Source organism: Janthinobacterium sp. GW823-FHT06H09 (genome assembly GCF_058794735.1).
In genome coordinates this window covers 240,936-266,265 of the sequence record NZ_JBXAHC010000006.1, presented here as the reverse complement: position 1 = coordinate 266,265, position 25,330 = coordinate 240,936, and the positions used below count along the sequence as shown (strand labels likewise).

At 66.1% G+C, this 25,330-nt stretch carries 21 protein-coding genes; 17 read left to right on the top strand and 4 right to left on the bottom strand.

Annotation, left to right across the window (positions count from 1 at the left end):
* Positions 1–135 precede the first annotated feature (135 nt).
* The 4 genes from AC1Q6X_RS12360 to AC1Q6X_RS12345 form a co-directional block, all read right to left on the bottom strand.
* Positions 136–639: a type II secretion system protein gene (locus AC1Q6X_RS12360; protein WP_492402790.1), complete on the bottom strand. Its 504-nt coding sequence runs from the start codon at positions 637–639 to the stop codon at positions 136–138.
* Between the two features lie 85 nt (positions 640–724).
* On the bottom strand, positions 725–1,210 hold the full coding sequence (locus AC1Q6X_RS12355; protein ID WP_492497278.1) for a type II secretion system protein: 486 nt from the start codon (positions 1,208–1,210) through the stop codon (positions 725–727).
* A complete protein-coding gene (locus AC1Q6X_RS12350) occupies positions 1,210–2,445 on the bottom strand; it encodes a type II secretion system F family protein (RefSeq protein WP_070291525.1) in 1,236 nt (411 codons plus the stop codon). Before AC1Q6X_RS12350 ends, AC1Q6X_RS12355 begins: the two co-directional genes overlap by 1 nt.
* 1 nt (position 2,446) lies before the next feature.
* Positions 2,447–4,150 carry a GspE/PulE family protein gene (locus AC1Q6X_RS12345; protein WP_070291524.1) on the bottom strand — a complete coding sequence of 568 codons (1,704 nt, stop codon included), beginning with the start codon at positions 4,148–4,150 and terminating at the stop codon, positions 2,447–2,449.
* A gap of 213 nt (positions 4,151–4,363) precedes the next feature.
* Here AC1Q6X_RS12345 and AC1Q6X_RS12340 point away from each other — a divergent pair, with 213 nt between their 5' ends.
* The 17 genes from AC1Q6X_RS12340 to AC1Q6X_RS12260 all read left to right on the top strand — a co-directional run bounded on the left by AC1Q6X_RS12340 (position 4,364) and on the right by AC1Q6X_RS12260 (position 25,215).
* The gene (locus AC1Q6X_RS12340) at positions 4,364–5,092 is read left to right on the top strand and encodes an ABC transporter ATP-binding protein (RefSeq protein WP_492497275.1); all 729 of its coding nucleotides are present in this window, start codon (positions 4,364–4,366) and stop codon (positions 5,090–5,092) included.
* Positions 5,089–6,474: an ExeA family protein gene (locus AC1Q6X_RS12335; protein ID WP_492497273.1), complete on the top strand. Its 1,386-nt coding sequence runs from the start codon at positions 5,089–5,091 to the stop codon at positions 6,472–6,474. Before AC1Q6X_RS12340 ends, AC1Q6X_RS12335 begins: the two co-directional genes overlap by 4 nt.
* A 107-nt stretch (positions 6,475–6,581) precedes the next feature.
* Complete coding sequence (locus AC1Q6X_RS12330; protein ID WP_492497270.1) at positions 6,582–8,534, top strand: secretin GspD/PilQ domain-containing protein; 1,953 nt, start codon at positions 6,582–6,584, stop codon at positions 8,532–8,534.
* Positions 8,531–9,949 (top strand): tetratricopeptide repeat protein, encoded by a 1,419-nt coding sequence (locus AC1Q6X_RS12325; protein ID WP_492497268.1) that lies wholly within the window; start codon positions 8,531–8,533, stop codon positions 9,947–9,949. The genes AC1Q6X_RS12330 and AC1Q6X_RS12325 overlap by 4 nt, the downstream gene beginning before the upstream one ends.
* 7 nt (positions 9,950–9,956) lie before the next feature.
* Positions 9,957–11,660, top strand: a complete 1,704-nt coding sequence (locus AC1Q6X_RS12320) for a GspE/PulE family protein (protein WP_070224563.1) — start codon at positions 9,957–9,959, stop codon at positions 11,658–11,660.
* A complete protein-coding gene (locus AC1Q6X_RS12315; protein WP_070224564.1) occupies positions 11,660–12,865 on the top strand; it encodes a type II secretion system F family protein in 1,206 nt (401 codons plus the stop codon). Before AC1Q6X_RS12320 ends, AC1Q6X_RS12315 begins: the two co-directional genes overlap by 1 nt.
* A 21-nt stretch (positions 12,866–12,886) precedes the next feature.
* Positions 12,887–14,452: a hypothetical protein gene (locus AC1Q6X_RS12310; RefSeq protein WP_492497265.1), complete on the top strand. Its 1,566-nt coding sequence runs from the start codon at positions 12,887–12,889 to the stop codon at positions 14,450–14,452.
* Positions 14,449–15,132: a hypothetical protein gene (locus AC1Q6X_RS12305; protein WP_492497263.1), complete on the top strand. Its 684-nt coding sequence runs from the start codon at positions 14,449–14,451 to the stop codon at positions 15,130–15,132. The genes AC1Q6X_RS12310 and AC1Q6X_RS12305 overlap by 4 nt, the downstream gene beginning before the upstream one ends.
* Positions 15,129–15,590 (top strand): hypothetical protein, encoded by a 462-nt coding sequence (locus AC1Q6X_RS12300; RefSeq protein WP_492497261.1) that lies wholly within the window; start codon positions 15,129–15,131, stop codon positions 15,588–15,590. The genes AC1Q6X_RS12305 and AC1Q6X_RS12300 overlap by 4 nt, the downstream gene beginning before the upstream one ends.
* On the top strand, positions 15,587–16,321 hold the full coding sequence (locus AC1Q6X_RS12295) for a hypothetical protein (RefSeq protein WP_492497259.1): 735 nt from the start codon (positions 15,587–15,589) through the stop codon (positions 16,319–16,321). The genes AC1Q6X_RS12300 and AC1Q6X_RS12295 overlap by 4 nt, the downstream gene beginning before the upstream one ends.
* Positions 16,318–17,028, top strand: a complete 711-nt coding sequence (locus AC1Q6X_RS12290) for a type II secretion system protein (RefSeq protein WP_121669847.1) — start codon at positions 16,318–16,320, stop codon at positions 17,026–17,028. Before AC1Q6X_RS12295 ends, AC1Q6X_RS12290 begins: the two co-directional genes overlap by 4 nt.
* The gene (locus tag AC1Q6X_RS12285; RefSeq protein ID WP_492497257.1) at positions 17,028–17,807 is read left to right on the top strand and encodes an ABC transporter permease subunit; all 780 of its coding nucleotides are present in this window, start codon (positions 17,028–17,030) and stop codon (positions 17,805–17,807) included. The genes AC1Q6X_RS12290 and AC1Q6X_RS12285 overlap by 1 nt, the downstream gene beginning before the upstream one ends.
* A complete protein-coding gene (locus AC1Q6X_RS12280; RefSeq protein WP_492497255.1) occupies positions 17,807–18,526 on the top strand; it encodes a hypothetical protein in 720 nt (239 codons plus the stop codon). The genes AC1Q6X_RS12285 and AC1Q6X_RS12280 overlap by 1 nt, the downstream gene beginning before the upstream one ends.
* Before the next feature lie 88 nt (positions 18,527–18,614).
* Entirely contained in the window at positions 18,615–19,187 is a 573-nt protein-coding gene (locus AC1Q6X_RS12275; protein ID WP_070291219.1) for a prepilin-type N-terminal cleavage/methylation domain-containing protein, read from the top strand.
* Between the two features lie 27 nt (positions 19,188–19,214).
* The gene (locus AC1Q6X_RS12270) at positions 19,215–19,577 is read left to right on the top strand and encodes a YgiW/YdeI family stress tolerance OB fold protein (protein WP_492497253.1); all 363 of its coding nucleotides are present in this window, start codon (positions 19,215–19,217) and stop codon (positions 19,575–19,577) included.
* A gap of 233 nt (positions 19,578–19,810) precedes the next feature.
* Complete coding sequence (locus AC1Q6X_RS12265) at positions 19,811–24,295, top strand: PAS domain-containing protein (protein WP_492497251.1); 4,485 nt, start codon at positions 19,811–19,813, stop codon at positions 24,293–24,295.
* Positions 24,292–25,215, top strand: coding sequence for a diguanylate cyclase domain-containing protein (locus AC1Q6X_RS12260; RefSeq protein ID WP_230504841.1), 924 nt, complete (start codon positions 24,292–24,294; stop codon positions 25,213–25,215). Before AC1Q6X_RS12265 ends, AC1Q6X_RS12260 begins: the two co-directional genes overlap by 4 nt.
* Positions 25,216–25,330 lie beyond the last annotated feature (115 nt).

The following is a 25,330-nucleotide window of genomic DNA, read 5'->3' as shown; positions in this document are numbered from 1 at the left end:
TTGCGGCAAGGTGGTCGATGGCAGGGACAATGGCAATACCCGTAAAAAAGCCCAACCGGCATGGCCTGGCGTTGGGCGGGCGGAAAACATGGCGTGGCCATGCCGGCTTGCCGGCATGGCAGCTGCACGCCCGGATTAGCTGCAGTTGGCCGAGGTCAGGGCCGTCGCGTCAACCACCGCCGGCAGGACTGGCGTGGTGCCTGACGCAGCCACGGCAGTCGTATAGGTCACCTTGCAACTTGTATGCTTGTTATCAGGCAACACCGTCAGCACGGTTCCCGTCGCCGCAACGGTGGTCGTATCGTAGTCAACCAGACCGCCTGCCGCCGAGGCGATGCCAGGCGATGCGATGCCGGGGTAGCCGCTGATGCCCTTGATGTCCGTGCCTTCCATGTTGACGGCAACGGCGTCGGCAGGCGAACCCTTGACCAGCCATTGTGCGTGGAACAGGGCCGAGCCGGATTTCAAGGCGCCCGCTGCCGCCTGCATCTTGGCGATGCGCGCATCGGTCGACATGTCGACGAATTTAGGAATGGCCGTCGCTGCCAGGATACCCAGGATCACGATGACGACGACCAGTTCAATCAGGGTAAAACCCGCCTGGGCGCCGCTTTTCATACTACGTAAGGATTTCTTCATACCAGCTTCTCCAAAATCAAATAAAAACATCAAAACCAACGCCATGAAACGTGCGCTGCACGGCACTCCGTTGCAGCGCGTCAGGCTATTTCCACACCACAATATCGGGTTCCTGGACGAGCTTGTCAATATCGGCGTCTGCACCTGGCAAGATTACCTTAAATTTCACTGCATCAAGCTCTGAACCGGGAAAAATATTGCCATTACTAAACAAATAGATGATTTTTTGTTCTTTTCTGTCGTACAACCAATTCCCGCCGGGTAATTCATCGAACACGGGAGCATCGAATTCGCCCAGGTAGTTGGCCGGCTTGTCGGCCAGCCAGTCGAACGGGTTTTGCCGCGCCAGCGCCGGTATGCGCGCGCGCCCGTCCGCCAGGTACAGCTGCAGCACCTGCACCCGCAAGCCGGTGCGCAAGGCCCCCAGCGTCTGCGCCATAGCCAGCTGCTGCGCCTGCTGCTGGTAGTAGCCGGCCCGGTTCAGGAACACGCCCACCAGGATGGCGAACACGCTTGCCACGACGGCCAGTTCGAACAGCGTGAAACCGCGCTGGCGGGCAGGCAGCGCCATCAGTGCAGGGCCGCGCGGCCCAGGTCCCAGATCGGCAGGAAGATGCCCAGCGCCAGCACCAGCACCATGGCGCCGAGGAAGACGATCAGGATCGGCTCGATCTGCGCCGACAGGGTTTTCAGCTCGTAATCGACTTCGCGCTCGTACATGTCCGCGATCTCGTCCATCAGGTCGTCGAGCGAACCGGACTCCTCGCCCACGGCGATCATCTGCAGCACCACGGGCGTAAACACGCCGGCCGCCACCGAGGTGCGCAGAATGCTTTCGCCCCGCTCCACGCCGTCGCGCATCTGCTCCACGCGCGCGCTCAGGTAGGTGTTGTCCACCGTTTGCGCCACCACCGTCAGCGCCTGCACGATGGGCACGCCGCTGGTGCTCGACAGGGCGAAGCTGCGGGCGAAGCGGGCCATCGTGCCCTTCAGGATGATCTTGCCGGCAATCGGCAGGCGCAGCTTGGCGCGGTCCCATTTATACAGGCCTTCTTTCGTGCGCAGCCAGGCGCGCCAGCCGAAAAAGCCGCCCACGCCCAGCATCAGCAGGATGGGCCAGTAGGTCACCGTGAAGCGCGAGGTGCCGATCAGGAAGCGCGTCATCAGGGGCAGTTCCGCGTGGAAGCTGGCGAACACTTTTTCGAACTGGGGAATGACGAAGATATTCACCACGATCATCGCGGCGACCATGGCGAAGACGACGAAGCTCGGGTAGCGCGTGGCCGACTTGACGCGCGCGCGCATGTCGCGGTCGAATTCCAGGTGATCGAACAGGCGCAGGAACACTTCGTCGAGGCGCCCCGTCATTTCGCCCACGCGCACCATCGACAGATAAAACGGCGTGAAGATGGCGGGATGGCGCGCCATGGCGGCCGACAACTCGCGCCCCGCATCCAGCGACTCGCGCACGTCCTTGATGATGCGCCCGAACGCCGGGCTGATGGCGGATTCCTGCAGGCCGGCCAGTCCCCGCATGATGGGCACGCCCGCCTTGAGCAGGGTGTACAGCTGGCGGCTGAACAGCTGCACGTCCATGGGCGTGACTTTTTTCTCGGTCAGCTTGTCCCACCAGCCCAATTTGCTGGCGCCGGCGCCCGCCACCGTCTGTTTGGTGGCGCTGATGTCGACGGGCGTGCTGCCGCCCGCCATCAACTGATCGGCCACGGCGCCGCTGTCGGCGCCCTCCATCACGCCCGTCAGCAGTTCGCCGTTGGCATTGCGCGCCTTGTAAGCAAAAAACGCCACGTCAATCCTCGCTCTGGTTGCTGATGCGCATCGCTTCCATCACCGTCGTGCGGCCTTGCACCACCAGCTGCACGGCGTGGCGGCGCAAGGTGTCGCCGGCCATCTGCGCCGTCGCCACCTTCATGAAGTGCGATGGATCGGCATGGTTGGCGGCATCGGCCACGGCGCGCGTAATTTCCAGCAATTCGTACACGCCCGTGCGGCCCCGGTAACCCATGCCATTGCAATGCGAACAGCCTTTGCCGTGGAAATACTGGTTGCGCTCGACCAGCTCGCCCAATTCCAGGCGCAGCCATTCGTATTCGTTCGGCGTGGGCTGGTACGGCGTGCTGCAGCTTTCGCAGATCACGCGCACCAGACGCTGCGCCAGCACGGCTTGCAGCGAGCTGCCCACCATGTAGCGGGGCACGCCCATGTCCATCAGGCGCAGCGGCGTGCTGATGGCGTCGTTCGTATGCAGGGTCGACAGCACCAGGTGACCCGTCATGGCGGCGCGCAAGCCGATTTGCGCCGTTTCCTGGTCGCGCATCTCGCCGACGAGCACGATGTCGGGATCTTGCCGCAGGGCCGAACGCAGCACTCTGGCAAAGTTCAGTTCGATCTTGTCGTTCACTTGCACCTGGTTAATGCCGGGCAAACGGTACTCGACGGGGTCCTCCACCGTGATGAGCTTTTTTTCCACGGAATTGAGTTCGGACAAGGCGCAGTACAGGGTCGTCGTCTTGCCGCTGCCGGTCGGCCCCGTCACCAGCACGAGGCCGTTCGGGCGGCTGACGATGGCGCGGAACTGCTGCACCAGCTTGGGCGGCATGCCGATCGCGTCCAGGCGCAAGGTCGTGCCGCCCTGGTTCAGCAGACGCATCACCACCGATTCGCCGTACTGCGTCGGCATGGTGGAAATACGCACATCGATGCGCTGGTTTTTCACGCGGATGGCGAAACGGCCGTCCTGCGGCAGGCGCTTCTCGGAAATATCGAGGTCCGACATCAGTTTCAGGCGCAGCGCCAGCGAACTGGCGATCTTGCTGTCCGCTTCCGTCTGCAGGTGCAGCACGCCGTCAATGCGGAAGCGGATCTGCAGCCGGCCTTCCTGCGGCTCGATGTGGATGTCGGAGGCGCGCACCTGCGTGGCATCCTCGAACACCGATTGCAGCAGCTTGACGATGGGCGCCTCTTCCAGGCCCGGGTTGGCGGCCAGCGCGCCGAAGTCGACGGACACGTCGCCCAGATCCTGCTCCAGCTCGCGCGTCAGGGTCGAGATGTCTTCCGTGCGGCGGTAGATGCGGTCGATGGCGGCCAGCACTTCCGTTTCATTGACCACGGCCAGCTCGATCTGGCGCTTGACCAGGCGCGAGATTTCATCGTACGCGAACAGGTCGGTGGGATCGGACATGCCGACCAGCAAGCCCTCGCGGCGGTCTTCCAGCACCAGCGCGCGGAAGCGGCGCGCCTGGGTTTCCGGCAGCAGCCGCACCAGTTCGGGATTGATGTTGAAAAACTTCAGATTGATGTAGGGAATGTCGAGCTGGCGCGCCAGCGCGCCCGAAATCTGCTCTTCCGTGACGAAGCCGTGCTCGACAAAAACGCGGCCCAGCTTGCGTCCCGAACGCTTCTGTTCCGTCAAGGCCTGGCCCAACTGTTCTTCCGTCAGCAACTTCTGCTGCACCAAAATTTCACCGAGCCGGACTTTCTCTGGCCTTGCCATTGCTTACTCCTCGACAAACAAATTTCACAGAAGATACACGCCTGCGGCGCGCACAGGCATTTTATTCCAGAACCTGTTGTTTCTTAAAGAAAATACATTCCATCATTTGATTTTTGCGAATTTGAACACGATGCAAGGAAACACTTGCCGCCCGCCTGCGCCCATGGCAATAATGGCGGTCGTTCACCGTCTTCCCTGCCGACCATTGCCCCTATGAACGCCTGCGCCATCGAGTTCCACAACGTACATCTGCAGCTGGCAGGCAGCGCCGTGCTGCGCGGCGTCGACCTGCAGGTGCGCGCGGGTGAACTGTTCGGCCTGGTCGGCGTAAATGGCGCGGGCAAGACTTCCCTGCTGAAATGCCTGCTCGACTTTTGCACGCCCGAGCGGGGCGAGATCGCCATTTTCGGCCGGCCGCACCGGCATGGCGCGGCGCGCCAGCCCCTGTCGTTTCTGCCGGAACGTTTCCAGGCGCCTTATTACCTGACGGGCGGCGACTTCCTGCGCTACCTGTCGCGCCTGCACGATGTGCGGCCCGATGCGCACGCCGTGCAGCAAGCCCTGGACGCGCTGGACCTGGCGCCGGACGCCTTGCTGCGTCCCGCGCGCGCCTATTCGAAAGGCATGATGCAGAAACTGGGGCTGGTCGCCTGCCTGCTGTCGGGCAAGCCGCAACTGGTGCTGGATGAACCGATGAGCGGACTCGACCCGAAGGCGCGCGCGCAATTCAAGCAGGTGCTGCGGCAAGCGCATGCGCAGGGCCGCGGCGCCCTGCTCACCTCGCATGCGCTGGCCGATGTGGAAGAATTGTGCGACCGCATGGCCATCCTGCATGCGGGCCGCATCGTATTTACGGGCACGCCCGCCGAATGCCGCGCCCGCCATGGCGGCACGGAAGACGCCAGCCTGGAGCAGGCTTTTCTCAATTGCATCGCGGCATGAACACCAACACGCAGGTTTCCAGCCACTACGCGCCCTCGCCGCACGGCATGTATCTGCGCCATTTCGGCTTGCGCACGGCGCCGTTCGGTATCACGCCGGACCCCGCCTTTTTCTATCCCGGCAATACGCGGGGCGAACTGCTCGATGCGCTGCTGTATGCCGTCACGCAAGGCGAAGGCATCATCAAGCTGACGGGAGAAGTGGGCAGCGGCAAGACCATGCTGTGCCGCATGCTGGCCGAACGCCTGCCGCCCCAGGTCGACGTGCTGTACCTGCTCAATCCCTGCCTGGAGCCGGACGAAGTCCTGCACGCCATCGCTGCCGAACTGGGCCTGGAACTGGACGGATGCCGCGCCGATGCCGCGCTGCGCGCCCTGCACGGCGAGCTGATCGCCAGGCATGCGGCCGGGCGCCAGGTGGTGCTGCTGGCCGAAGAGGCGCAAGCCATGCCGGGCGCCACCCTGGAAGCGCTGCGCCTGCTGACGAACCTGGAAACGGCCAGCCACAAGCTGCTGCAAATCGTGCTGTTCGGCCAGCCGGAATTGCAGCACACCCTGGACTTGCCCCAGTTCCGCCAATTGAAGGAACGCATCACCCACAGTTTCACCGTGCCGCGCCTGCCGCAAGCCTTGCTGAACGATTATCTGGCGTGCCGCCTGGCCGCCGCCGGCCGCATGGCGCCGCTCGTTTTTACGCCTGCCGCGTTGCGCCGGCTGGCGCGCGCGGCGCAGGGCATCGTACGCAGGGTCAATATCCTGGCCGACAAGGCCTTGCTGGCCGCGTTTGCGGACGATGCGCAGGAAATCAGCGCGCGCCACGTGCGCCTGGCCATTGCCGACAGCCCCTTCCACCGCCCGCCCTGGCATGCGGGCAAGCTGCTGGCGGGCGTCTTGAGCGCGCTGATGCTGTTGCTGGCCGCGGCCCTGCTGTGGCAATGGCTGGTGCCGGGCCAAACAGCGGCTATCTCGGCCCCGGCTGCCGTCCCACGCGCACCGCTGCCGGCGCCGTCGACGCTGCTCGACAGCAAGCTGGCCGAATCGCGCGACTGGCTGACACGGCAAAGGCCGCAGCAACTGGTGCTGCAAATCGCCAGCCTGCCCGCCACCGAAACGGCCGCGGCGGAAACTTTCCTGCAGCAGGCGCAGCAAGCGATCGGCCTGCGCGATCTTCACGTGTTTCGCCTGCCTGGCGCAGCGCCCGCAAACGCCATCGCGCGCCTGGACATCGTCTACGGCAGCTTCGCCGACCGGGCCAGCGCCGAAGCCGTTTGGGCGAGGCTGGCCCCCTCGTCGCCACAGAAAATATTGCTGAACGACATAGATAGTATCCGTACGGAAATGAAAGCCGCGACACCGGCACCAGCGACGCGTGGTAGCCCCTGACTTTATTTCGGTATATTGCCTCCGGAGCCCGCACAGCCGATTGATTTTAGGCGATCATGCTGGGTAAAATTGCAAAGGCACAACACGACTCCAAGGGCGAACTTTTCATGAATCAACACCCTATTCCTGTGCTGGCCTCCTGGGTCGCCCTCGCCTGCGGCACCGTGCTGTCCGGCTGCGCCACGCATCAAATGCCGCTGTCGCCTGCCCACCTCAATACCGCGCCCGTCGCCGGCGGCGCCATTCCCGAACCGGTGCAGCAAAGCAGCGCGCTGGCCGCGCCCTTGCCCGCGCCCAAAGTGGAAACCTACAGCGTCACCGTGCACAAGGTGCCCGTGCAATCGCTGCTGTTTGCGCTGGCGCGCGACGCGGGCATGAATATCGACATCCACCCGCAGATCGAAGGCAGCGTCACCCTGAATGCGCTGAACCAGACCCTGCAGCAATTGCTGGCACGTATCGGCAAGCAAGTCGATATGCGCTACGAAATCGATGGCAAGAACCTGACGGTGCTGCCCGACGCCCCCGTATGGCGCAATTACAAGATCGATTACGTCAACATCGCGCGCAGCACCAACAGCAGCGTGAATATCGCTACGCAAATTTCCACGGCGGGCGGCGGGTCGAACAACGCCAGCAATCCCGTTGGCAGCACGCAAGGCAGCGGCGGCAACGGCAATAACAATTCGACCACCCTGGTCGTGAATCGTTCGGAAAATAACTTCTGGTACAGCCTGGAAAAAAATATCCGCGACCTGCTGCGCGACACCACGCTGAACGACGTGCAGGTCGACCCGCTGGCGCAGCTGAACCAGCAATTGACGGCCGCACAGGGCAATACGCCAGGCCAGCAGGGACAAGCGGGTCAGCCAGGCCAACCGGGCCAGCAGCAGAATCAGGGCGGCAACCAATACGGCAGCCAGGCGCCGATGCAGACTGGCGGCCAGTATGCGCCAGGCCAGCAGGCACCCAACCAGAATGCGAATCCTGGCCAGCAGCTCGACGCGAACGGCCTGCCTCTATTAAAACTGGCCAACAAGGGCAGCCCCTCGTCCGTCGTCGTCAACGTGGAAGGCGGCTTGATCGCCGTGCGCGCCACGGGTCGCCAGCACGAAAAGATCGCCGAATTCCTCGACGCCGTGTTGCACAGCGCCAAGCGGCAAGTGCTGATCGAGGCGACCATCATCGAGGTGCGCCTGAGCAATGAATATCAGCAAGGCATCAACTGGTCGCGCCTGACGGGCAGCCTGAGCCTGAACCAGGGCCGTGTCGGCACCCTGCCCCTGCCCAGCGGCGTGCTGCCGGGTACGTCGCCCGGCATCTTCGTGCTCAACTACATGAAGGATAGTTTCAGGACCACCATCCAGCTGCTCGAATCGTTCGGCAAGGTGAAAGTGCTGTCCAGCCCGAAGATCAGCGTGCTCAACAATCAAACGGCCATGCTGAAGGTGGTCGACAACAATGTCTTCTTTACCATCAAGGTGACGCCCGCCGTGATCAGTTCGACGGGCACCATCACCACGCCCGCCACCTATGAGTCGAAACTGGAAACGGTGCCCGTCGGCTTCGTCATGAGCGTCACGCCGCAGATTTCCGACAGCGACGAAGTGACGCTCAATGTGCGCCCCACCATTACGCGCATCGTGGGTTATGTGCAAGACCCGAATCCGGCCCTGGCCACGGCCAGCGTGATCAGCCGCGTGCCCGTGATCCAGGCGCGCGAGCTGGAATCGATCATGAAAGTGGGCAATGGCCAGATCGCCGTGATGGGCGGCCTGATGCAGGATTCCATCGACAATGCCAAGGATGGCGTGCCCGGCCTGTCCAGCCTGCCCGTCGTGGGCAATTTGTTTACCTATCGTAATGAGGCAAGCAGCAAGACGGAGCTGGTGATCTTCATGCGCCCCGTCGTGGTCAAGGATGCCAGCATCGAAGGCGATTACCGCGACTACCGTTACCTGCTGCCCGGCCAGGCGCCGCTCAACAGCCAGCCGTACACGGATGGCCCGCCGGCGCCAGCCGTCCAGCCGCAGGCACGCCTGCAGGGAGACGTCCCATGAGCTTGTTGATGCAGGCGCTCAAGAAAGCCGAGCGCGCCAAGCAGAACAGCCTTTCCGACGAAGAACTGGAAAAGCCGTCCGAAGCCTACGACCAGGTGCTGGAACTGGCGCCGGCCGACGCCCTGCCGCCCCGCCCAGCGCCTGCCGCGCCACCGCCCGCGCAGCCGGCAAGCAGCTTGCGCCTGGAACCGCTGCAGGACGCTCCCGCGCCGCAGCCCGAGTCCAGCGGCGCGCAGCCCGGTTCACAGCAAGGCACGCAACCTGGCCCGCCCCCCGAGCCGCCGCGCGCCCGTCCGGAACCGCCGCCCGCCAAGCCACGCGCCAGCCGCAGCAATCCGCCGCCGAAAGGCCCCACCGGCCCCATCAGCGTCGACCCGGCCACCGTGCGCCTGGCCGTGCTGCTGGCGATCCTGCTGCTGGTGGCGGGATCGATGGCGTACTGGTACTGGCGCGCCAGCAGCAGCCCCGGCGCGGGCGCCAACCTGCCCGGCGTACCCATGCCGCTGACGGACGCCCCGGGCACGGCCGGCGTTGCCGGCCCCATCGTGGTGCTGCCCGGGGCCGGCGGCGTTCTGCCGGACGCCCCGGCGCCCGCCCCGCTGCCGCAAGACGCGCCGCGCGAACAGCGCCCGCCAGCCGGCGCGGCGGAACAGCAGGCGATGATCCAGGCCGCCGCGCAAGCGGCCGTGGCCGCCCAGCTGGCGCAACTGCCGCCGCCTGCGCAGCCCAGCCTGCCACCGGTGGCCGCGCCCGACAATAGCCAGATCCAGGTGCTGCGCAACGATACGGCGCCGCAAATCAACCCAGGCGTGCAGCAAGCCTACCAAGCCTTCAACGGGGGCCAGCTGGGCCTTGCTCGCCAGCAATATGAAAGCGTGCTGCGGCAGGATGCCAACAACCGCGACGCGCTGCTGGGCCTGGCGGCCGTGGCCCTGCGCGAGAACCAGGGCGCGCAGGCGGCGTCGCTGTACGTGCGCTTGCTCGAGATAAACCCGGACGATGGCGTCGCACTGGCCGGCCTGATCGGCCTGCGCCAGGGCGACGTCGTGCAGAGCGAAGCCAGGCTGAAAGCACTCCTGGCCCGTACCCCCGACAGCGGCCCCGTGCTGTTTGCCCTGGGTAATGTGTATGCCAAGCAGCGCCGCTGGAACGAAGCGCAGCAGCAGTTTTTCCGCGCCTACGGCGCCGCGCCCGGCAATCCCGACTATGCCTTCAACCTGGCCGTGGGCCTGGACCGGTTGAACCAGCCCAAGCTGGCCGCCACGTATTACCAGCGCGCCTTGACCCTGGCGCAAACGACGCCCGCCGCCTTCGACCAGGCCGTCGTGCAAACGCGTTTGCGCGAACTGGCGGCCCCCGCACCGGCAGCACCGGCCCCTGCCGAGCCGGCCACCATCACACCCCGTCAGGAATAAGCACTACATGGCAGAACAGGCAAAACTTCCGCTGGGCAAATTGCTGATCCAGAAAGGGGTGATCAGCGAAGACCAGTTGCGCATCGCCCTGATCGAGCAGCGGCGCAGCAGCGAACCGCTGGGCAAGCTGCTGATCACCCTGGGCTTCGTCACGGAAGCCACTGTGCGCGAGGCCCTCAGCGAAAACCTGAAACAGGTCAGCGCGGACCTGTCGAGCCTGGTTGTCGACGCCATCGCCCTGAAGCTGATTCCGAAGGACGTGGCCAAGCGCTACCGTGTCTTTCCCATCGTCTACGAGCGGCAGGCGGACAATCTGATCCTGGCCATGGCCGACACCAGCAACATCGTCGCGCTCGACCAGATCAGCGCCATGCTGGTCAAGGGCATCACGATTTCCACCGTGCTCGTCAACGAATCGGACATTTCGCGCGCCATCGACCAGTACTATGGTTTTGAATTGTCGATCGACGGCATCCTGCACGAAATCGAAACGGGCGAAGTCAGCTATCAAAGCATGGCGTCGCCGTCGGACGAGTACAGCCAGCCCATGGTGCGCCTGATCGACGCGCTGCTGGCCGACGCCGTGCAGAACGGCGCCTCGGACATCCATTTCGAGCCGGAACAGTCGTTCCTGCGCATCCGCTACCGCATCGACGGCATCCTGCGGCAAATCCGCAGCCTGCACAAATCGTACTGGCCGGCCATGGCCGTGCGCCTGAAGGTGATGTCGAACATGAATATCGCCGAAGCGCGCGCGCCGCAGGATGGGCGCATCAGCATCAAGTTTTCCGGTCGGCAAATCGACTTCCGCGCGTCCGCGCAACCCACCACGCATGGCGAAAACGTCGTGCTGCGCGTGCTGGACCGGCAAAAGGGCATCGTCCCGCTGGACGGGCTGGGCCTGGCCGAAGCGGAACTGAACTTGCTCAAACTGATGATCGCCCGTCCCGACGGCGTGATCCTCGTGACGGGCCCGACGGGCAGCGGCAAGACCACCACCCTGTATTCGATACTCAACCATATCAATACGGAAAGCGTCAACATCATGACCCTGGAGGACCCGGTCGAGTATCCGATGAACATGATACGCCAGACCTCCGTCAACGAATCGGTCAAGCTGGGCTTTGCCGACGGCATCCGCTCGATGATGCGGCAAGACCCGGACATCATCCTCGTGGGCGAGATCCGCGACCGCGAAACGGCGGAAATGGCCTTTGCCGCCGCCATGACGGGCCACCAGGTGTATTCCACTTTGCATACGAGCTCGGCCATCGGTTCCGTGGCGCGCCTGCTCGACATCGGCATCCTGCCCGACATCATGGCCGGCAACATCATCGGCATCGTGGCGCAGCGCCTGGTGCGCCGCTTGTGTCCGCATTGCAAGGAAACCGTGATCGCCGACGACGTCGAGCGCCGCCTGCTGGGCCTGGCAACAAGCGATGCGCCCGCCTCCATCTGCCGCGCCGTCGGCTGCGAGCGCTGCGCGCACCAGGGCTACAAGGGCCGCCTGGCCATCATGGAAATCCTCAAGATGACGGCTGAACTCGATGAATTGACGGCGCGCCGCGCCAGTTCGCGCGAATTGAAGAACGCGGCGCGCGCGGCCGGCTTCAAGGGCATCGTCGACGACGGCGTGCGCCGCGTGCTCGAAGGCGTGACCACGCTGGAAGAAGTGGGCCGCGTGGTCGACTTGACGGAAAGGCTGGCCTGATGGCGCAATATGTCTACCGCGCCATGGATGCCGCCGGCGCATTGATTCCCGGCAGCATGGAGGCGGCCAACGTGCCGGACCTGGAAGCGCGCCTGCACCGCATGCAGCTGGACTTGATCGACTGCAAGATCACGGGCCAGTATCTTGTGCTGCTGGGCAAGCGGGTCATCCACCGCCGCGACCTGATCAACTTCTGCTTCCACATGGAACAATTGACGGGTGCGGGCGTGCCCATCCTGGAAGGCTTGAACGACTTGCGCGAAAGCACGGACCACCCGCGCCTGCGCGAAGTCGTCACGGATCTGATCGAAAGCATCGAAGGCGGCTTGCCGCTGTCGGGCGCGCTGGCCCAGCATGGCGACATCTTCGACGCCACGTTTACCAGCCTGATCCTGGCGGGCGAACAGAGCGGCAAGATCGCCGAAGTGTTCAAGAATCTGTCGGAAAGCCTGAAGTGGCAGGACGAGCTGGCCTCGCAAACGCGCAAGATCGTCATGTACCCGGTCATCGTCGCGCTGGTGGTGGCGGGCGTGACGTTTTTCCTGATGATTTATCTGGTACCCCAGCTGACGGCCTTCATCCGCAACATGGGCGGCGAGCTGCCGCTGCACACGCGCGTGTTGATCTTTGTATCGAATGTGTTCATCGATTACTGGTATGTGCTGCTGGCCTTGCCCGTGCTGCTGTTTTTCGGCCTGCGCGCGCTGATCCGCCGCAGCGAGGCGGCCCGCTACGCGTGGGATGGCTTGAAGCTGCGGCTGTGGCTGGTCGGCCCCGTACTGCACAAGATCATCCTGGCCCGCTTCGCCACGTTTTTTGCCCTGATGTATGCTTCCGGCATCACGATACTCGAATGCATCCGCCTGTCCGAAGGCATCGCCGGCAACCAGGTGGTGGCGGCCGGCCTGCGCCGCGCCGCCCAGCTGATCAGCGAAGGCCATGGCGTGACCGCCGCCTTCCAGCATACGGGCATCTTCCCGCCGCTGGTGATCCGCATGCTCAAGGTGGGCGAGGCCACGGGCTCGCTGGACACGGCCTTGCGCAATGTCAGTTACTTTTACAACCGCGAAGTGAAGGAATTGATTGAAAAAGTGCAAGCCATGATCGAGCCGGCCATGACGGTCATCCTGGGCCTGCTGCTGGGCTGGATCATGCTGTCAGTGCTGGGGCCGATCTACGACACCATCAGCACGATGAAAACTTGAGACCCGAGACCTGAGACCGCCGTGTTCCGCAAACAATTACTCTACATCACCAGCGACGCCCTGTGCGCCTACGACTGGGACCACGGCGTGCTGGGCCAGGGCCAGGCCTTCCCCGCCAGCGCGGCCGGGCTGGACGGTTTCGCCGCGTGGCTGGAAGATCCGCAGGGGCAACGGCTGGACGTGCCCGCCTACCTGCTGACGGACTTGATCGAGGAAGATTTCCAGCGCCAGCTGCTGCCCCACGTGCGCGGCAAGGCCGGCCGGGCCCTGCTGGAGCGGCGCAAGCAGCAATTACACCGCGACACGCCCTACCGGGGCAGCACCCTGCTGGGCCGCGAAAGCACGGGCCGCCACGACGACCAGGTGCTGTTCTTTGCGCTGACCAACCCGTCCTTGCTGCAGCCATGGACGGAGGCGCTCGAGCACCTGCGCGTGCCCGTGGCCGGCATTTATTCGACCAGCCTGCTCAGTATCGCGCTGGTCAAAAAGCTGTCGATCGCGCACGAACACTTGCTGCTGGTGACGCAGCAGTCGGGCGGCTTGCGGCAAAGCTACTATGAAAAGGGCCAGCTGCGCTTTTCGCGCCAGACGGCCACCATCGCGCTCGACGGCGTGGCCGTGAATATTGCGCTGGAAACGGAAAAAACGCGGCAATTTCTCACCAGCACGCGCATGCTGGCGCGCGGCGACGTCTTGAATACCGTCATCCTGGCGCCGGCCGCGCAAATCGCCAAGCTCGAACTGCTGTGCGACAACGGCGTCGAAGTAGCTTACCACTTCATCGACCTGCAGCTGGCGGGCGAACGGGTGGGCTTGCGCCGCACGCCGGCGCTGGCCGACGAATTGCTGCTGACTTTGTTGGGCAAGCATCCGCCGTCCAGCCACTATCCGCCCGGCGCGCTGGCCCGCTACTACCATTTCCAGCGCGCGCGCAAGACGCTGTATGGCGCCAGCACGCTGATCGGCGCATCGGCGGCCCTGTGGTGCGCGATTAACTTGCTCGGCGGCATAGCCGACGGGGCCGCCATCGAACGCCTGGCGCAGGAAACGGCGTCCTATCAGGAGCGCTACCGCAGCGTCATGTCGACCCAGCCGCCGGCGCCGGCCAAGACGCAGAACATGAAAGTGGCCGTGACCCTGGGCCACATGATCGCCAGCCAGGCGCCGGAGCCGGGCCGGCTGCTGGGCATGCTGAGCGCCGCACTGGACCAGGCGCCGCAAGTCGCGCTCGGCCAGCTGCACTGGCATGCGGGCCAGGCGACCGCGCGCGTGGCGAGCAATCAGACGCCACCACAGCAGCAAAGTACGGGCGCACCGGCCGGCAGCGCCCTGGCCGGCATTCCCGTCGCGCCGCCGCAGGCCTTGCGCCTGGAAGCGGACGTGGCCATGCCGAACAACGATTACCGTGCGGCCCTGGCGGCCATCACGGCCTTCGCGCAAACCCTGGCGCGCCAGCCGGGCATGCAGGTGACGATCGAGGAAACGCCGCTCGACCTGCGCCCCAGCGCGGCCCTGTCCGGCAAGAGCGCCGTGCCGGCGCCGGCCAGCCAGGCCCGCTTCACCCTCTTGCTCGCGTGGCAGCCATGAGCGGCCCCGTCAAACAGCCGCCCCTGCCCGGCATGCAACGGAGCGGCACGCCCGCGCGCGCGCTGCCGGCCTGGCTGGGCGAACTGCATCTGATACGCCGCGCCCTGCTATGCTTCGCGCTGACCTTGCTGGCCAGCGTGGTGCTGCTGAGCCTGAGTGCCGCCTACCGGGCGCGTCAAGCACAGCAGCTGGACCTGGCCCAGCGCACGCGTTCGGCGGCCGCCCTCCTGTTCAACCATGCGGAGGCGGAAAAGCAGGAAATCCGCGCCTACGAACCGCAATTCCTGGCCCTGCGCCAGCGCGGCCTGATCGGCGAGGAAAACCGCCTGGCCTGGATCGACGCCATCCGCCGCAGCCAGGAACAGCGCAAACTGCTGCCGATCAGCTATGACATCAGCCCGCAGCAAGGGCTGCAAGTACCGTTGCCCATGGTGATGGGACAATATCAGCTGCGCGGCAGCCGCATGCGCCTGCAGATGGATTTGCTGCACGAGATGGATTTGCTGAACCTGCTGGACGATTTGCGCCAGGCCGGCTATTTCGCCGTGCAGGATTGCACGCTCAAGCGCCACGCTGCGGCCGGGGCCGGTCCAGGCAGCGGAGCTGCGCCCACCGTGGGTGCCGAATGCGAGCTGCTGTGGCTGACCCTGGGCAGCGCGCCCGTGCCGGGGCGGCCATGAGCGGCACCCCCGTCCTTCGCCTCCCCCTCCTGCGCCTCCCCGTCCTGCGCCCTCTCGTCCTGGGCGTGCTGCTGGCCAGCGCCGCGCTCACGGCCCAGGCACAGTCGCCGCAACTGGGCCGTTTGTTCCTGTCGCCCGACCAGCGCGCCCAGCTCGACGCGCAGCGCTACGGCCCGCCGGCGCCCGATCCTGCCCTGGCGGCGCCCCCGGCCCCGCCGCCGCCACCGCCGCCTGCCCCGCCCGTGGAACTGAATGGCGTGGTGCAGCGCAGCAGCGGCCGCTCTACCGTCTGGCTGAACCAGGAAACGCAAAACGAACCGCACAACCGCCTTGCGCGCGACAAGTCCGGCACGCCCGGCGCCCTGACCTTGCGCCTGTCGAACGGCCAGGTGGTGCTCCTGAAGCCCGGCCAGCGCTACGACCCGGCCAGCGGCACGGTCACCGAGGCGCCGCCATGACGCCGCGCCAGGCGCATCGCCAACCCCGTTGCCAGCGCGGCGCCGCCCTGTTGCTGCTGGTGGCCGTGCTGGGCCTGGGCACGGCCAGCCTGCTGATCGGCGCCTTCGGGCGCAACACCGGCGAAGCCGAACGCCAGCAGCGCACCCTGGCCACCCTGGCGCAGGCGCGCGACGCCTTGCTGGGCTTTGCGGCGACCAATGGCCGCCTGCCCCGTCCGGCCGCGTCCGCCCTCGACGGGCGCGAACGTCCCGCCGACTGCGCCGGCGACGCCGAGTGCAGCGGCTTCTTGCCGTGGGTGGCGCTGGGCGTGGACGGCGTCGACGCCTGGGGCAAGCTGCTGCGCTACAGCGTCACGCCGGAAATGGCGCGCGCGCCCATCGTCTCGTTTTCCGCTGTCGCCAACAGAGTCGTGCTCACGCGCGACGGCCGCGGTGAACTCGCCTACGTGGCGGGACAGGACCAGTGCGACGTCAGCGCCCAATGCCTGCCCGCCGTGCTGTTCTCGCAAGGCAAGGATCACTACGGCACGGCCGCCAGCGGCGTGGCGCAGATCAACACGGCGCGCGGCAATATCGACGAAGCCGCCAACGACAGCGCCAGCCGCCGCTTCATTAACCGCCCCGCCACCGAGCTTGCCACGCCGCCCGGTGGCACCTTTGACGACATGCTCACCTGGATTACCTTGCCCACCCTGTATCAACGCATGCGCGCCGCGCGCAACCTGCCATGAGCGCCCTCCATGCGCGCCGCCAGGGCGGCTTTTCCCTGATCGAGATCGCCATCGTGCTCGTCATCGTGGGCCTGATGATCGGCGGCCTGGTCACGCCGTTGACGGTGCAGCTGGAACAGCGCAAGGTGGCCGAGACGCAACAGGCGCTCAATGAAGCGAAGGAAGCGCTGACGGGCTTTGCGCTGCGCTACGGCTACCTGCCGTGCCCCGCCATCTCCGCCGGCAATGGCCTGGAAGACCGGCGCGGCGCCCGCTGCACGGGCGAAAAACGTGCGGGCTTCCTGCCCTGGGCCACCCTGGGGCTGCGCCAGGGCGACAGCTGGAACAATCTGTTCCGCTACAGCGTGACGCCCGCCTTCAGCGACAGCGAGCAGCAATTCAACCTGGGCACGCCGCGCGACATCAGCATCGTCACGCGCAATGGCGGCGCACTGTTGCAGGCGACGGCGTTAAGGGACATCCCCGCCATGATCATGTCCCATGGCAAGAACGGCTTTGGCGCCACAGGCGTGCAGGGCCAGCGCCAGGCTGTGCCTTTCGGCAACAATGTCGACGAGCGCAACAATGCATCGAACGCCACCACTGTCATCAGCCGCGCCGCCAGCGGCCCGCAGCAGCCCGGCGGCGAGTTCGACGATATCGTCGTCTGGCTGTCGCCGAACATCCTGTTCAACCGCATGGTGGCGGCGCAAAGGCTGCCCCGCTGATGCACGCATCCATGCTCCGGCCCGCCCTCACCATCGCCCGCTACACGCTGCTCGAAGCGCTGCGCAGCCGCCTGCCGTGGCTGTTCGTGCTGGCCGCCTGCGCCGCCGCCGGCCTGGCCGGCTTCCTGCAGCAACTGGCGCTGACGGAAAGCGGCGCCGTGCAGGCGGCGCTGCTGGCGGCCGCCTTGCGCCTGGCCGGCGTCTTCCTGCTGGCCACGTTCATCATCACCAGCATGGCGCGCGAAGCGGCCGACCGGGGCCTCGAGCTGCTGCTGGCCTTGCCCATGCCGCGCGCAGCCTACCTGCTGGGCAAATTGCTGGGCTACGGGGCGTTGGCGGCCGTGCCCGCCGTGCTGTTCGGCCTGCTGATGGCGCTGTTCGCCGCGCCCGCGCAAAGCGCGCTGTGGGCGCTGTCCTTGCTGGGAGAATTGTGGATCGTCGCCGCCTTCAGCCTGCTGTGCGCGGCCAGCCTGCAGCAGGCCTTGCCCGCGCTGGCCGCCACTAGCGGCTTTTATGTGCTGGCGCGCATGCTGGGCAGCCTGCAGCTACTTGCGCACGGCCCGCAGGCGGGCGACTCCCTGGTGCAACGGGCCACGGCAGGCGCCATCGACGTGCTGGCCCTGCTCTTGCCCCGCCTCGACGCCTTTGCGCGCACGGAGTGGCTGCTGTACGCGACCGGCGACTGGCAAGCCCTGGCCGGCGTCGCGGCGCAAACGGCCATCTATGTGGCCTTGCTGGCCAGCTGCGCGCTGTGCGACTTTTACCGCAGGAACATCTGATGGCCGCCGCCCAGCGTCCCTGGTCGAGCGTGCCGCGCCCCCTGTGCTGGCTGCTGGCGGCCTGCCTGCTGCTGCAGCTGGGCTGGCGCCTGGCGCAGCAGCACGCACCGGCGCAGGCGCGGCCCCTGCCCGCCGCGCCGCCGGCAGCCGTGGCGCGCCTGGCCAGCCTGGGCGAGCCGCTGGCCATGGCCAAGGCCATGCTGCTGTACCTGCAATCGTTCGAAGACCAGCCCGGCGTCAGCCTGCCGTGGCGCAAGCTCGACTATGACCGCCTGGCCGGCTGGCTGGAGACGGCGCAAACGCTCGACCCACGCAGCCGCTACGCGCTGGTGGCCGCCAGCGAAGTGTACGCGGGCGTGGCCGATCCGCAGCGCGCGCGGCGCATGCTGGCCTTCGTCGCCGCCAGCTTCGCCGCCGACCCGCAGCACCGCTGGCCCGCCATGGCGCAGGCGGCGCTGGTGGCCAAACACCAGTTGCACGACCTGCCGCTGGCGCTCGCCTATGCACGCGACCTGCGCCGGCTGGCGACGGGGCCGCAAGTGCCAGCCTGGGTGCGCGAGATGGAAGCGTTCATCCTGGAAGACATGGACCAGCTCGACAGCGCACGCCTGGTGATCGGCGGCCTGATCGCCAGCGGCCAGATCAGCGACCCGCACGAACTCGCTTTCCTCGCGCGAAAGCTCGATGCACTGGCCGACAAGAAAAAGGCGGCGCCATGAGCCACCGTCCGACATGCCGTGCGCGCGCGGCGCCAATTGCAGTAAACTGCCATATCAGTCCCCAGCACTTTTTTCCAAGGAAATCCCCATGCTCCCACGCCGCCAGCACGGCTTTACGCTCGTAGAAATCGCCATCGTCCTGGTCATCATCGGCTTGCTGCTCGGCGGCGTGCTCAAGGGACAAGGCTTGATCGACAGCGCCAAGGTGAAGAACATCATCCAGCAGTCGAATGCGCTGACGGCCGCCGTCAACGCCTACCAGGACAAATTCCGCGCCCTGCCCGGCGACGATATCCAGGGCACCGTGCACGTGCCCAATTCGGCCGGCAACGGCAATGGCGACGGCCAGATCGGCGACGGCCAGCCGCGCGAATTCACGCTGGCGCCGCAGCACCTGGCACTGGGCGGCTTCATTACCGGCTCGTTCAACGGCACCTCGCAATTCATGACCAGCGCCCAGGGCGGCGCCGTCTACCTGTACAACGATGAAGTGGGCGGTCGGGCCGGCAACGGCATTCGTTTCGACAACCTGCCCGAAGGCTACGCCGAGCAGATCGACAGCAAACTCGACGATGGCGTGGCCAGCACGGGCAGCGTCCGGGCGAACATGCCCTATGGCAATACCGGTGCTATCATCCCCCGCACCGCCGTCTTTTTCTGAGCCGCCACTCACTATCGAAGGAATACCATGTCCCTGCACCGCACACTCATCGTCTCCCTGGCCGCCTGCGCCTTGCTGGCCGGCGGCGCGCACGCCCAATACGTGGGGCCGACGACCGGCCCCGCCGCGCCCGGCAATGTGGCCGCCATCCTGAAAAATCCCGTCGACGACCAGGCCGTCGTGCTGCGCGGCCACCTGCTGCGCAAAGTGGGCAACGAGAAATACACGTTTTCCGACGGCACGGCGGAAATCCGCGTGGACATCGACGACAAGGTCTTCATGAACCGCCAGATCGACGCCAGGACCCGCGTGGAAATCCGCGGCGAAGTGGAAAAGGATTTCATGGAAAGCCCGGAAATCGATGTCGACGTGCTGACCGTGGTCCCCTAAGTTTCCCTGCCCTCCCGCCGCCACGGCGGGAGGGGCGTCACCTCCCTTCTGTATGCCTTGCGCAACCTTTTTTCCATCCAAGAAACTAGGCTTGTCAGAACAATCAATTTCGTCTAGCATCTTTTCATTCAAGGTCAGCCAGCGCCAGCGTGAGCCTGCCTGTCGACTCATCCATTCTGGGAGCTTTCCGGGTGCAAGATTTGCCTTCGATACGCTCAAGAATTTCATGGCTGGTGTTCGCCTGGGTCATTCCGACGGCCCTCGTGTTTCTCCTGCTCGTGGCGCAAAGCTACACGCGCGAACGCGACCATGTCGTCAGCGAAACGGCGCAGGCGGCGCGCGCCGTCTCCGCCGCCATCGAACGCGACTTGAGCGGCGCCCAGATGGCCGCGCGCCTCCTGGCCGACTCGCCCGCCCTGCAAGACGACGATATCGACGCCCTGCGCGCCCTGGCCGGCAGCCTGCTGCAGCCGGGCCTGGCCGTCAGCGCCTTCATCGTCTCCGACGCCAAGGGACGCCAGCTCATCAATACATCGCTGCCCGCCGGCCAGACACCGCCCCCTTTGCCGCAAAAATGGGCCGCCAGCATGGACCGCGCGCGCGACTACGGCAAGCCACGGCTGACCAGTTTGCTGACGTCGCCGGACGAGGTGCCGCGGCTGGCCCTGAACCAACGTTTGCCGCGTAACAAGGGGCCCGCCTATGTGCTGACGGCGCTGTACCCGCCCGACTACCTGCCCTTGCTGCTGCGCGAGCTGCACCTGCCGGCCTACCTGGGCGCGGCCATCGTCAACGCCGACGGCATCAACGTGGCGCGCACCCTGGCGCCCCAGCGCTATGTGGGCCAGCGCAGCCCGGCCCCCTTGCTGGAGCAGATACGCCAGCAGCGCGAAGGCGTGCTGCGCCACGCCACCCTGGAAGGCATCGACGTGTATACGGGCTTTCGCCGCGCGCCGGACGACGCCTGGACGGTGGCCGTCACCATCCGCACCAGCACGGTGGCCGAAGCCCTGCTGCGCTCCGTCGTCACCGGCTCCCTCATCCTGGCCCTGCTGCTGGGCGCCGGCTTTGCCCTGGCCTGGCGTGTGGGCGGCCGCCTGGCCAGCACCCTGCAGGAACTGACCGTGCAAATCCATGCGCTGGCGCAAGGCAAGCCCCTGCTCTCGCACCGGCACACGGACCGCGAATCGGCCGACATGGCAGCCGCGCTGGGCGCGCTGGAACGCGACTTGCGGCGCCACCGCACACAGCTCGAAAGCCTGGTGAGCGAGCGCACCCTGGCCCTGGAAAAATCCACGCGCCTGCTCGAAACCGTCTACGCGACGGCGCCCATCGGCATGCTGTTCGTGGGACTGGACTTGCGCGTCGTCATGATCAACCAGTACCTGGCCGCCATCCACGGGGCCAGCGTGGCGCAGCATCTGGGCCGTCCCGTGGGCGCCATGCTGTTCGACGACGCCGTGCGCATGGAGGTGGAACGCTGCGTGCGCCAGGTGCTCGAGACGGGATCGCCCATCGTCGACCTCGAATTGCAGGGCCATGGCGGGCGGCAGCGCGAGCAGCTCAGTCACTGGATCGTCTCGTATCACCCGATTTTCGGCCCAGAGCAGCAGTTGCTGGGCGTGTCGGGCCTGTGGCTCGACATTAGCGAGCGCAAGCGCAGCGAAGCGGAATTTCGCCGCTCGAAGCACCTGTTCGGCACCATCATCGAAAACATCCCGGCCATGGTCTTCGTCAAGCGTGCCGACAAGCTGAGCTTTGAAATGGTCAACCGCCACGCGGAACTGACCCTGGGACGCTCGCGCGAGCAATTGCTGGGCAAGACCGACCACGACTTCTTCCCGCCGCAGCAGGCGGCCGCCTTCGTCAGCGCCGACCGCAAGCTGCTGGCCACGGGGCAGATGGTGGAAATCGAACAGGAGCCGATCAACACGGCCGACGGCACCACGCGCCACTTCACCACGCGCAAGGTGGTGCTGCGCGACGACGCGGGGCGCGCCAGCCACGTGCTGGGGGTATCGATCGACATCACGGAGCGCAAGCGCGCCACCGAGGTGCTGCACGCCACCACCTTGCGCCTGGAACAGAGCGAGCGCTTCATCCGCACCGTCACCGACAACCTGCCCGGCATGGTGTCGTACTGGGGCGCCGATCTGCGTTGCCGCTTCGCAAATAATTTCTATAACGAATGGTTTGGCCGCAGCAGCGCCGAGCTGGCCGGCATCCACATGAGCGAATTGCTGGGGCAGGAACTGTTCGACGTGTATGCGCCCCACGTCGAGGGCGTGCTGGCGGGCCGGCCGCAAAGCTTCGAGCGCGACCTGCTCGACCCCACGGGACAGGTATGCCATACGTGGACCAATTACATCCCCGACGTCGACGACAGCGGCGGCGTGCGCGGCTTCTTCGTGCTGGCCTCGGACGTCTCTGAACTCAAGCGCACGGAATTGCGCCTGCACGAACTCAACGAGCAGATGGTGCGCGCGCGCGACAAGGCCGAGGCGGCCAGCACGGCGAAGAGCGAATTCGTCGCCAACATGAGCCATGAAATCCGCACGCCGATGAACGCCATCATCGGCCTGGCGCGCCTCCTGGAAGAGTCGCCGCTGGAACGGCGCGAGCGCAGCTACGTCGGCAAGATCCAGATGGCCACGCAGTCGCTGCTCCATATCGTCAACGACGTGCTCGATTTTTCCAAGATCGAGGCAGGACAGATGGTGCTGGAACAGCGCCGCTTCCAGCTCGAACGCATGCTCGACAGCGTCGGCGTGCTGCTGGCCAGCAGCGCCTGGGCGCGCGGCGTGGAGCCCGTGTTCGTGCTGGCCCCCGGCGTGCCCGATGAACTGATCGGCGACGCCCTGCGCGTGGAACAGATCCTGATCAACCTGGTGGGCAACGCCGTCAAATTCACTTCGCATGGCGAAGTGGTGCTGGCCATCGGCATGGCGGCCGAGGATGCGGCCAGCGTGACCCTGGAGTTTTCCGTGCGCGACACGGGCATCGGCATCGGCTCGGCCGAGCAGGAACGCATCTTCGACGCGTTTTCCCAGGGCGACAGCGGCACCAGCCGCAAATACGGCGGCACGGGATTGGGGCTGGCCATCTGCCGGCGCATGGTGGAATTGATGGGCGGCACCCTCAGCGTGAAAAGCGCGCTGGGCCAGGGTTCCGACTTCCGCTTCCGCTGCCGCTTCGGCAAGGCGGCGGCGCCGCCCGAGCCGCGCCGCAAGGGCGCGCCCAGGGATCTGTCGTTGCTGATCATCGACGACAACGCCAGCGTGCGCGCCATGCTGGAAGACTGGTGCGCGGCGCAGGGCTGGCACAGCCGCAGCGCCGACAGCGGCGCGGCCGGCCTGGCCTTGCTGCGCCAGGCCGGTGGCCCGGACGGCTTGCCGCCGGCAGACCTGGTGCTGCTCGACGCGGCCATGCCAGGCATGGATGGCATTTCCATGCTCACCGAGGCGCGCGCCGATGCGCTCTTGGCGCTGCCGCCCGTGATCATGCTGGTGGCCGACCAGGACAGCGAAAATCTCGAACGCCTGGCCGACAGCCTGATGCTGGCCGGCATCGTCTCGAAACCGGCCACCCCGGCACGCCTGCTGGCGGCCGTGACGGCCGTGCGCGAAGGCCGCAGCGCGCCTTCCGCGCTGCCCGTGTCCACGCCCCTGTCGGGCTTGCTGGAAGGCATGCGCGTCCTGCTGGTGGAAGACAATGAAATCAACCAGGAAGTGGCGCAGTACATCCTGCTGCACTCGGGCGCGCGCGTGGCCGTGGCCGCCAACGGCCGGCTGGCCGTCGACTTGCTCACGAGCACACCGGACGCCTGGGACGTGGTGCTGATGGATTTGCAGATGCCCGTCATGAACGGCTACGACGCCACCCTGGCCATCCGCGCGCTGGGCTTGCCGGACCTGCCCATCGTCGCCATGACGGCCAATGCCATGGACGAGGACCGTCTGCGCGCCATCGCCAGCGGCATGAATGCGCATGTGGCCAAGCCCATCGATGTCGACGACATGATCGAGACCCTGACCCGGCTGGTGCCGGCGCCGCCGGGTGCGGGCACTGGCGGCAGCGCCATGCCGGCCGCGAATGCCGTCGCGTGGATGGCCGATGTGCCGGCCACGGTGCCCGGCATCGACCTGGCGGCTGCCCTGCACTGCTTCGGCGGCGACTACGGCGCCTTCCTGGCCCTGCTCAAGCGCTTTGAAAATTCGCAAGGCGACGCCGTCGAGGACACGCGGCGCCTGCTGGCCGCCGGCCAGACGCGGCAGGCGGCGCAGCTGCTGCACCGCGTGTGCGGCGTGGCGGCCAACCTGGGCGCCGCCCACGTCGCCAGCCTGGCAGGCGAGGCGGAAAAAACGCTGAAAACGGCGCAATCGCACGCGACACCCGCCTTGCTGGGGCAGCTGGAACTGGCGATGGCCGAAGTCATCGAGGCGGCGCGCACCCTGCCCTCGCCCCTGCGGCGCGGGCAGGGTGCACCCGCCGCACCCGGCAGCGCGCCGCCCGACCTGCGCGCCGGCCTGGCCGACTTGCTTGTCCTGATCCGCAACAATAACCTGAAGGCGCTGGCCCAATTCCACGCGCTGCACCCCGCCCTGCAACAATCAGACCGGGAAGCGGCCCTGGCGCTGGCCAACGCGATCGAAACCCTGAATTTTTCCGAAGCGGAAAAACTCGTGCTCGATCAGCTGAAACGAGAGGAAAACAAGTGAGCTGGACCAACCTTGCCATGAACGGGCGCATCCTCATCGTCGATGACGCCATGGAAAACATCCAGATCCTGCACCAGTTGCTGCGCGAGGAACACGAGGTGCTGTTCGCCCTGAGCGGAGAGAAGGCGCTGGAGATTGCGCATAATCAACTGCCGGACCTGATCCTGCTCGACGCCGTCATGCCCGGCATGGATGGCTACGCCGTCTGCAATGCGCTGCGCGAATCGGCCATCCTGAGCGCCATTCCCGTCATTTTCGTCACGGCCCTGAACCAGCCCGAGGACGAGACGCGGGCGCTGGAAGCGGGCGCCGTCGATTTCATCACGAAACCGTTCAACGCAGCCGTCGTGCGGGCCCGCGTGCGCAGCCAGCTGACCATCAAGCGGCAGGCCGACGCCATGCGCGAGCTGTCGCTGACGGATACGCTGACGGGCGTGGCCAACCGGCGCAGCTTCAATGACACGATGGACAGCGAATGGCGGCGCTGCGCGCGCGACGGCGTGCCGATGGCCCTCATCATGGCTGATATCGACCACTTCAAGGATTACAACGACACGTATGGCCACCAGGCGGGCGACCTGTGCCTGCAGCAGGTGAGCGACGCCCTGCGCCGCTGCGCCGTGCGCCCGCCCGACCTGCTGGCGCGCTACGGCGGCGAGGAATTCATCATCCTGCTGCCGCAGGAAACGCGCGACGGCGCCGAAGTGGTGGCCCAGCGCATCCTCGACGAAGTGCGCGCGCTGCAAATTGCCCACGCCAGATCGAGCGCCGGCCCGCACGTCACCGTCAGCCTGGGCATGGCCAGCGTCATGCCCACGGAAGGCATGGACCCCAGCGCCCTGATCCGCGCCGCCGACGCCCTGCTGTACCGCGCCAAGCAGACGGGGCGGGACAGGTATTGCGCGTCGGAGGGGGAGTAATCAGGCAGACTATCGGCCCTTTGCGGGCGGGCCGTTGGACCGCTTGCCGCCGGATGGCCGTCCCGTCGTGCTGGGCCAGCCACCCGCATTGCCGGGACCGCGACCTCTGCCCGTA

Bases quoted from the DNA above. Each gene is read 5' to 3' on its own strand.
- AC1Q6X_RS12290 (WP_121669847.1), top strand. From the start codon at position 16,318: ATGAGCGCCCTCCATGCGCGCCGCCAGGGCGGCTTTTCCCTGATCGAG.
- AC1Q6X_RS12325 (WP_492497268.1), top strand. From the start codon at position 8,531: ATGAGCTTGTTGATGCAGGCGCTCAAGAAAGCCGAGCGCGCCAAGCAG.
- AC1Q6X_RS12305 (WP_492497263.1), top strand. From the start codon at position 14,449: ATGAGCGGCCCCGTCAAACAGCCGCCCCTGCCCGGCATGCAACGGAGC.
- AC1Q6X_RS12335 (WP_492497273.1), top strand. From the start codon at position 5,089: ATGAACACCAACACGCAGGTTTCCAGCCACTACGCGCCCTCGCCGCAC.
- AC1Q6X_RS12270 (WP_492497253.1), top strand. From the start codon at position 19,215: ATGTCCCTGCACCGCACACTCATCGTCTCCCTGGCCGCCTGCGCCTTG.
- AC1Q6X_RS12330 (WP_492497270.1), top strand. From the start codon at position 6,582: ATGAATCAACACCCTATTCCTGTGCTGGCCTCCTGGGTCGCCCTCGCC.
- AC1Q6X_RS12285 (WP_492497257.1), top strand. From the start codon at position 17,028: ATGCACGCATCCATGCTCCGGCCCGCCCTCACCATCGCCCGCTACACG.
- AC1Q6X_RS12355 (WP_492497278.1), bottom strand. From the start codon at position 1,210: ATGGCGCTGCCTGCCCGCCAGCGCGGTTTCACGCTGTTCGAACTGGCC.
- AC1Q6X_RS12320 (WP_070224563.1), top strand. From the start codon at position 9,957: ATGGCAGAACAGGCAAAACTTCCGCTGGGCAAATTGCTGATCCAGAAA.
- AC1Q6X_RS12300 (WP_492497261.1), top strand. From the start codon at position 15,129: ATGAGCGGCACCCCCGTCCTTCGCCTCCCCCTCCTGCGCCTCCCCGTC.
- AC1Q6X_RS12345 (WP_070291524.1), bottom strand. From the start codon at position 4,150: ATGGCAAGGCCAGAGAAAGTCCGGCTCGGTGAAATTTTGGTGCAGCAG.
- AC1Q6X_RS12315 (WP_070224564.1), top strand. From the start codon at position 11,660: ATGGCGCAATATGTCTACCGCGCCATGGATGCCGCCGGCGCATTGATT.
- AC1Q6X_RS12275 (WP_070291219.1), top strand. From the start codon at position 18,615: ATGCTCCCACGCCGCCAGCACGGCTTTACGCTCGTAGAAATCGCCATC.
- AC1Q6X_RS12295 (WP_492497259.1), top strand. From the start codon at position 15,587: ATGACGCCGCGCCAGGCGCATCGCCAACCCCGTTGCCAGCGCGGCGCC.
- AC1Q6X_RS12360 (WP_492402790.1), bottom strand. From the start codon at position 639: ATGAAGAAATCCTTACGTAGTATGAAAAGCGGCGCCCAGGCGGGTTTT.
- AC1Q6X_RS12340 (WP_492497275.1), top strand. From the start codon at position 4,364: ATGAACGCCTGCGCCATCGAGTTCCACAACGTACATCTGCAGCTGGCA.
- AC1Q6X_RS12280 (WP_492497255.1), top strand. From the start codon at position 17,807: ATGGCCGCCGCCCAGCGTCCCTGGTCGAGCGTGCCGCGCCCCCTGTGC.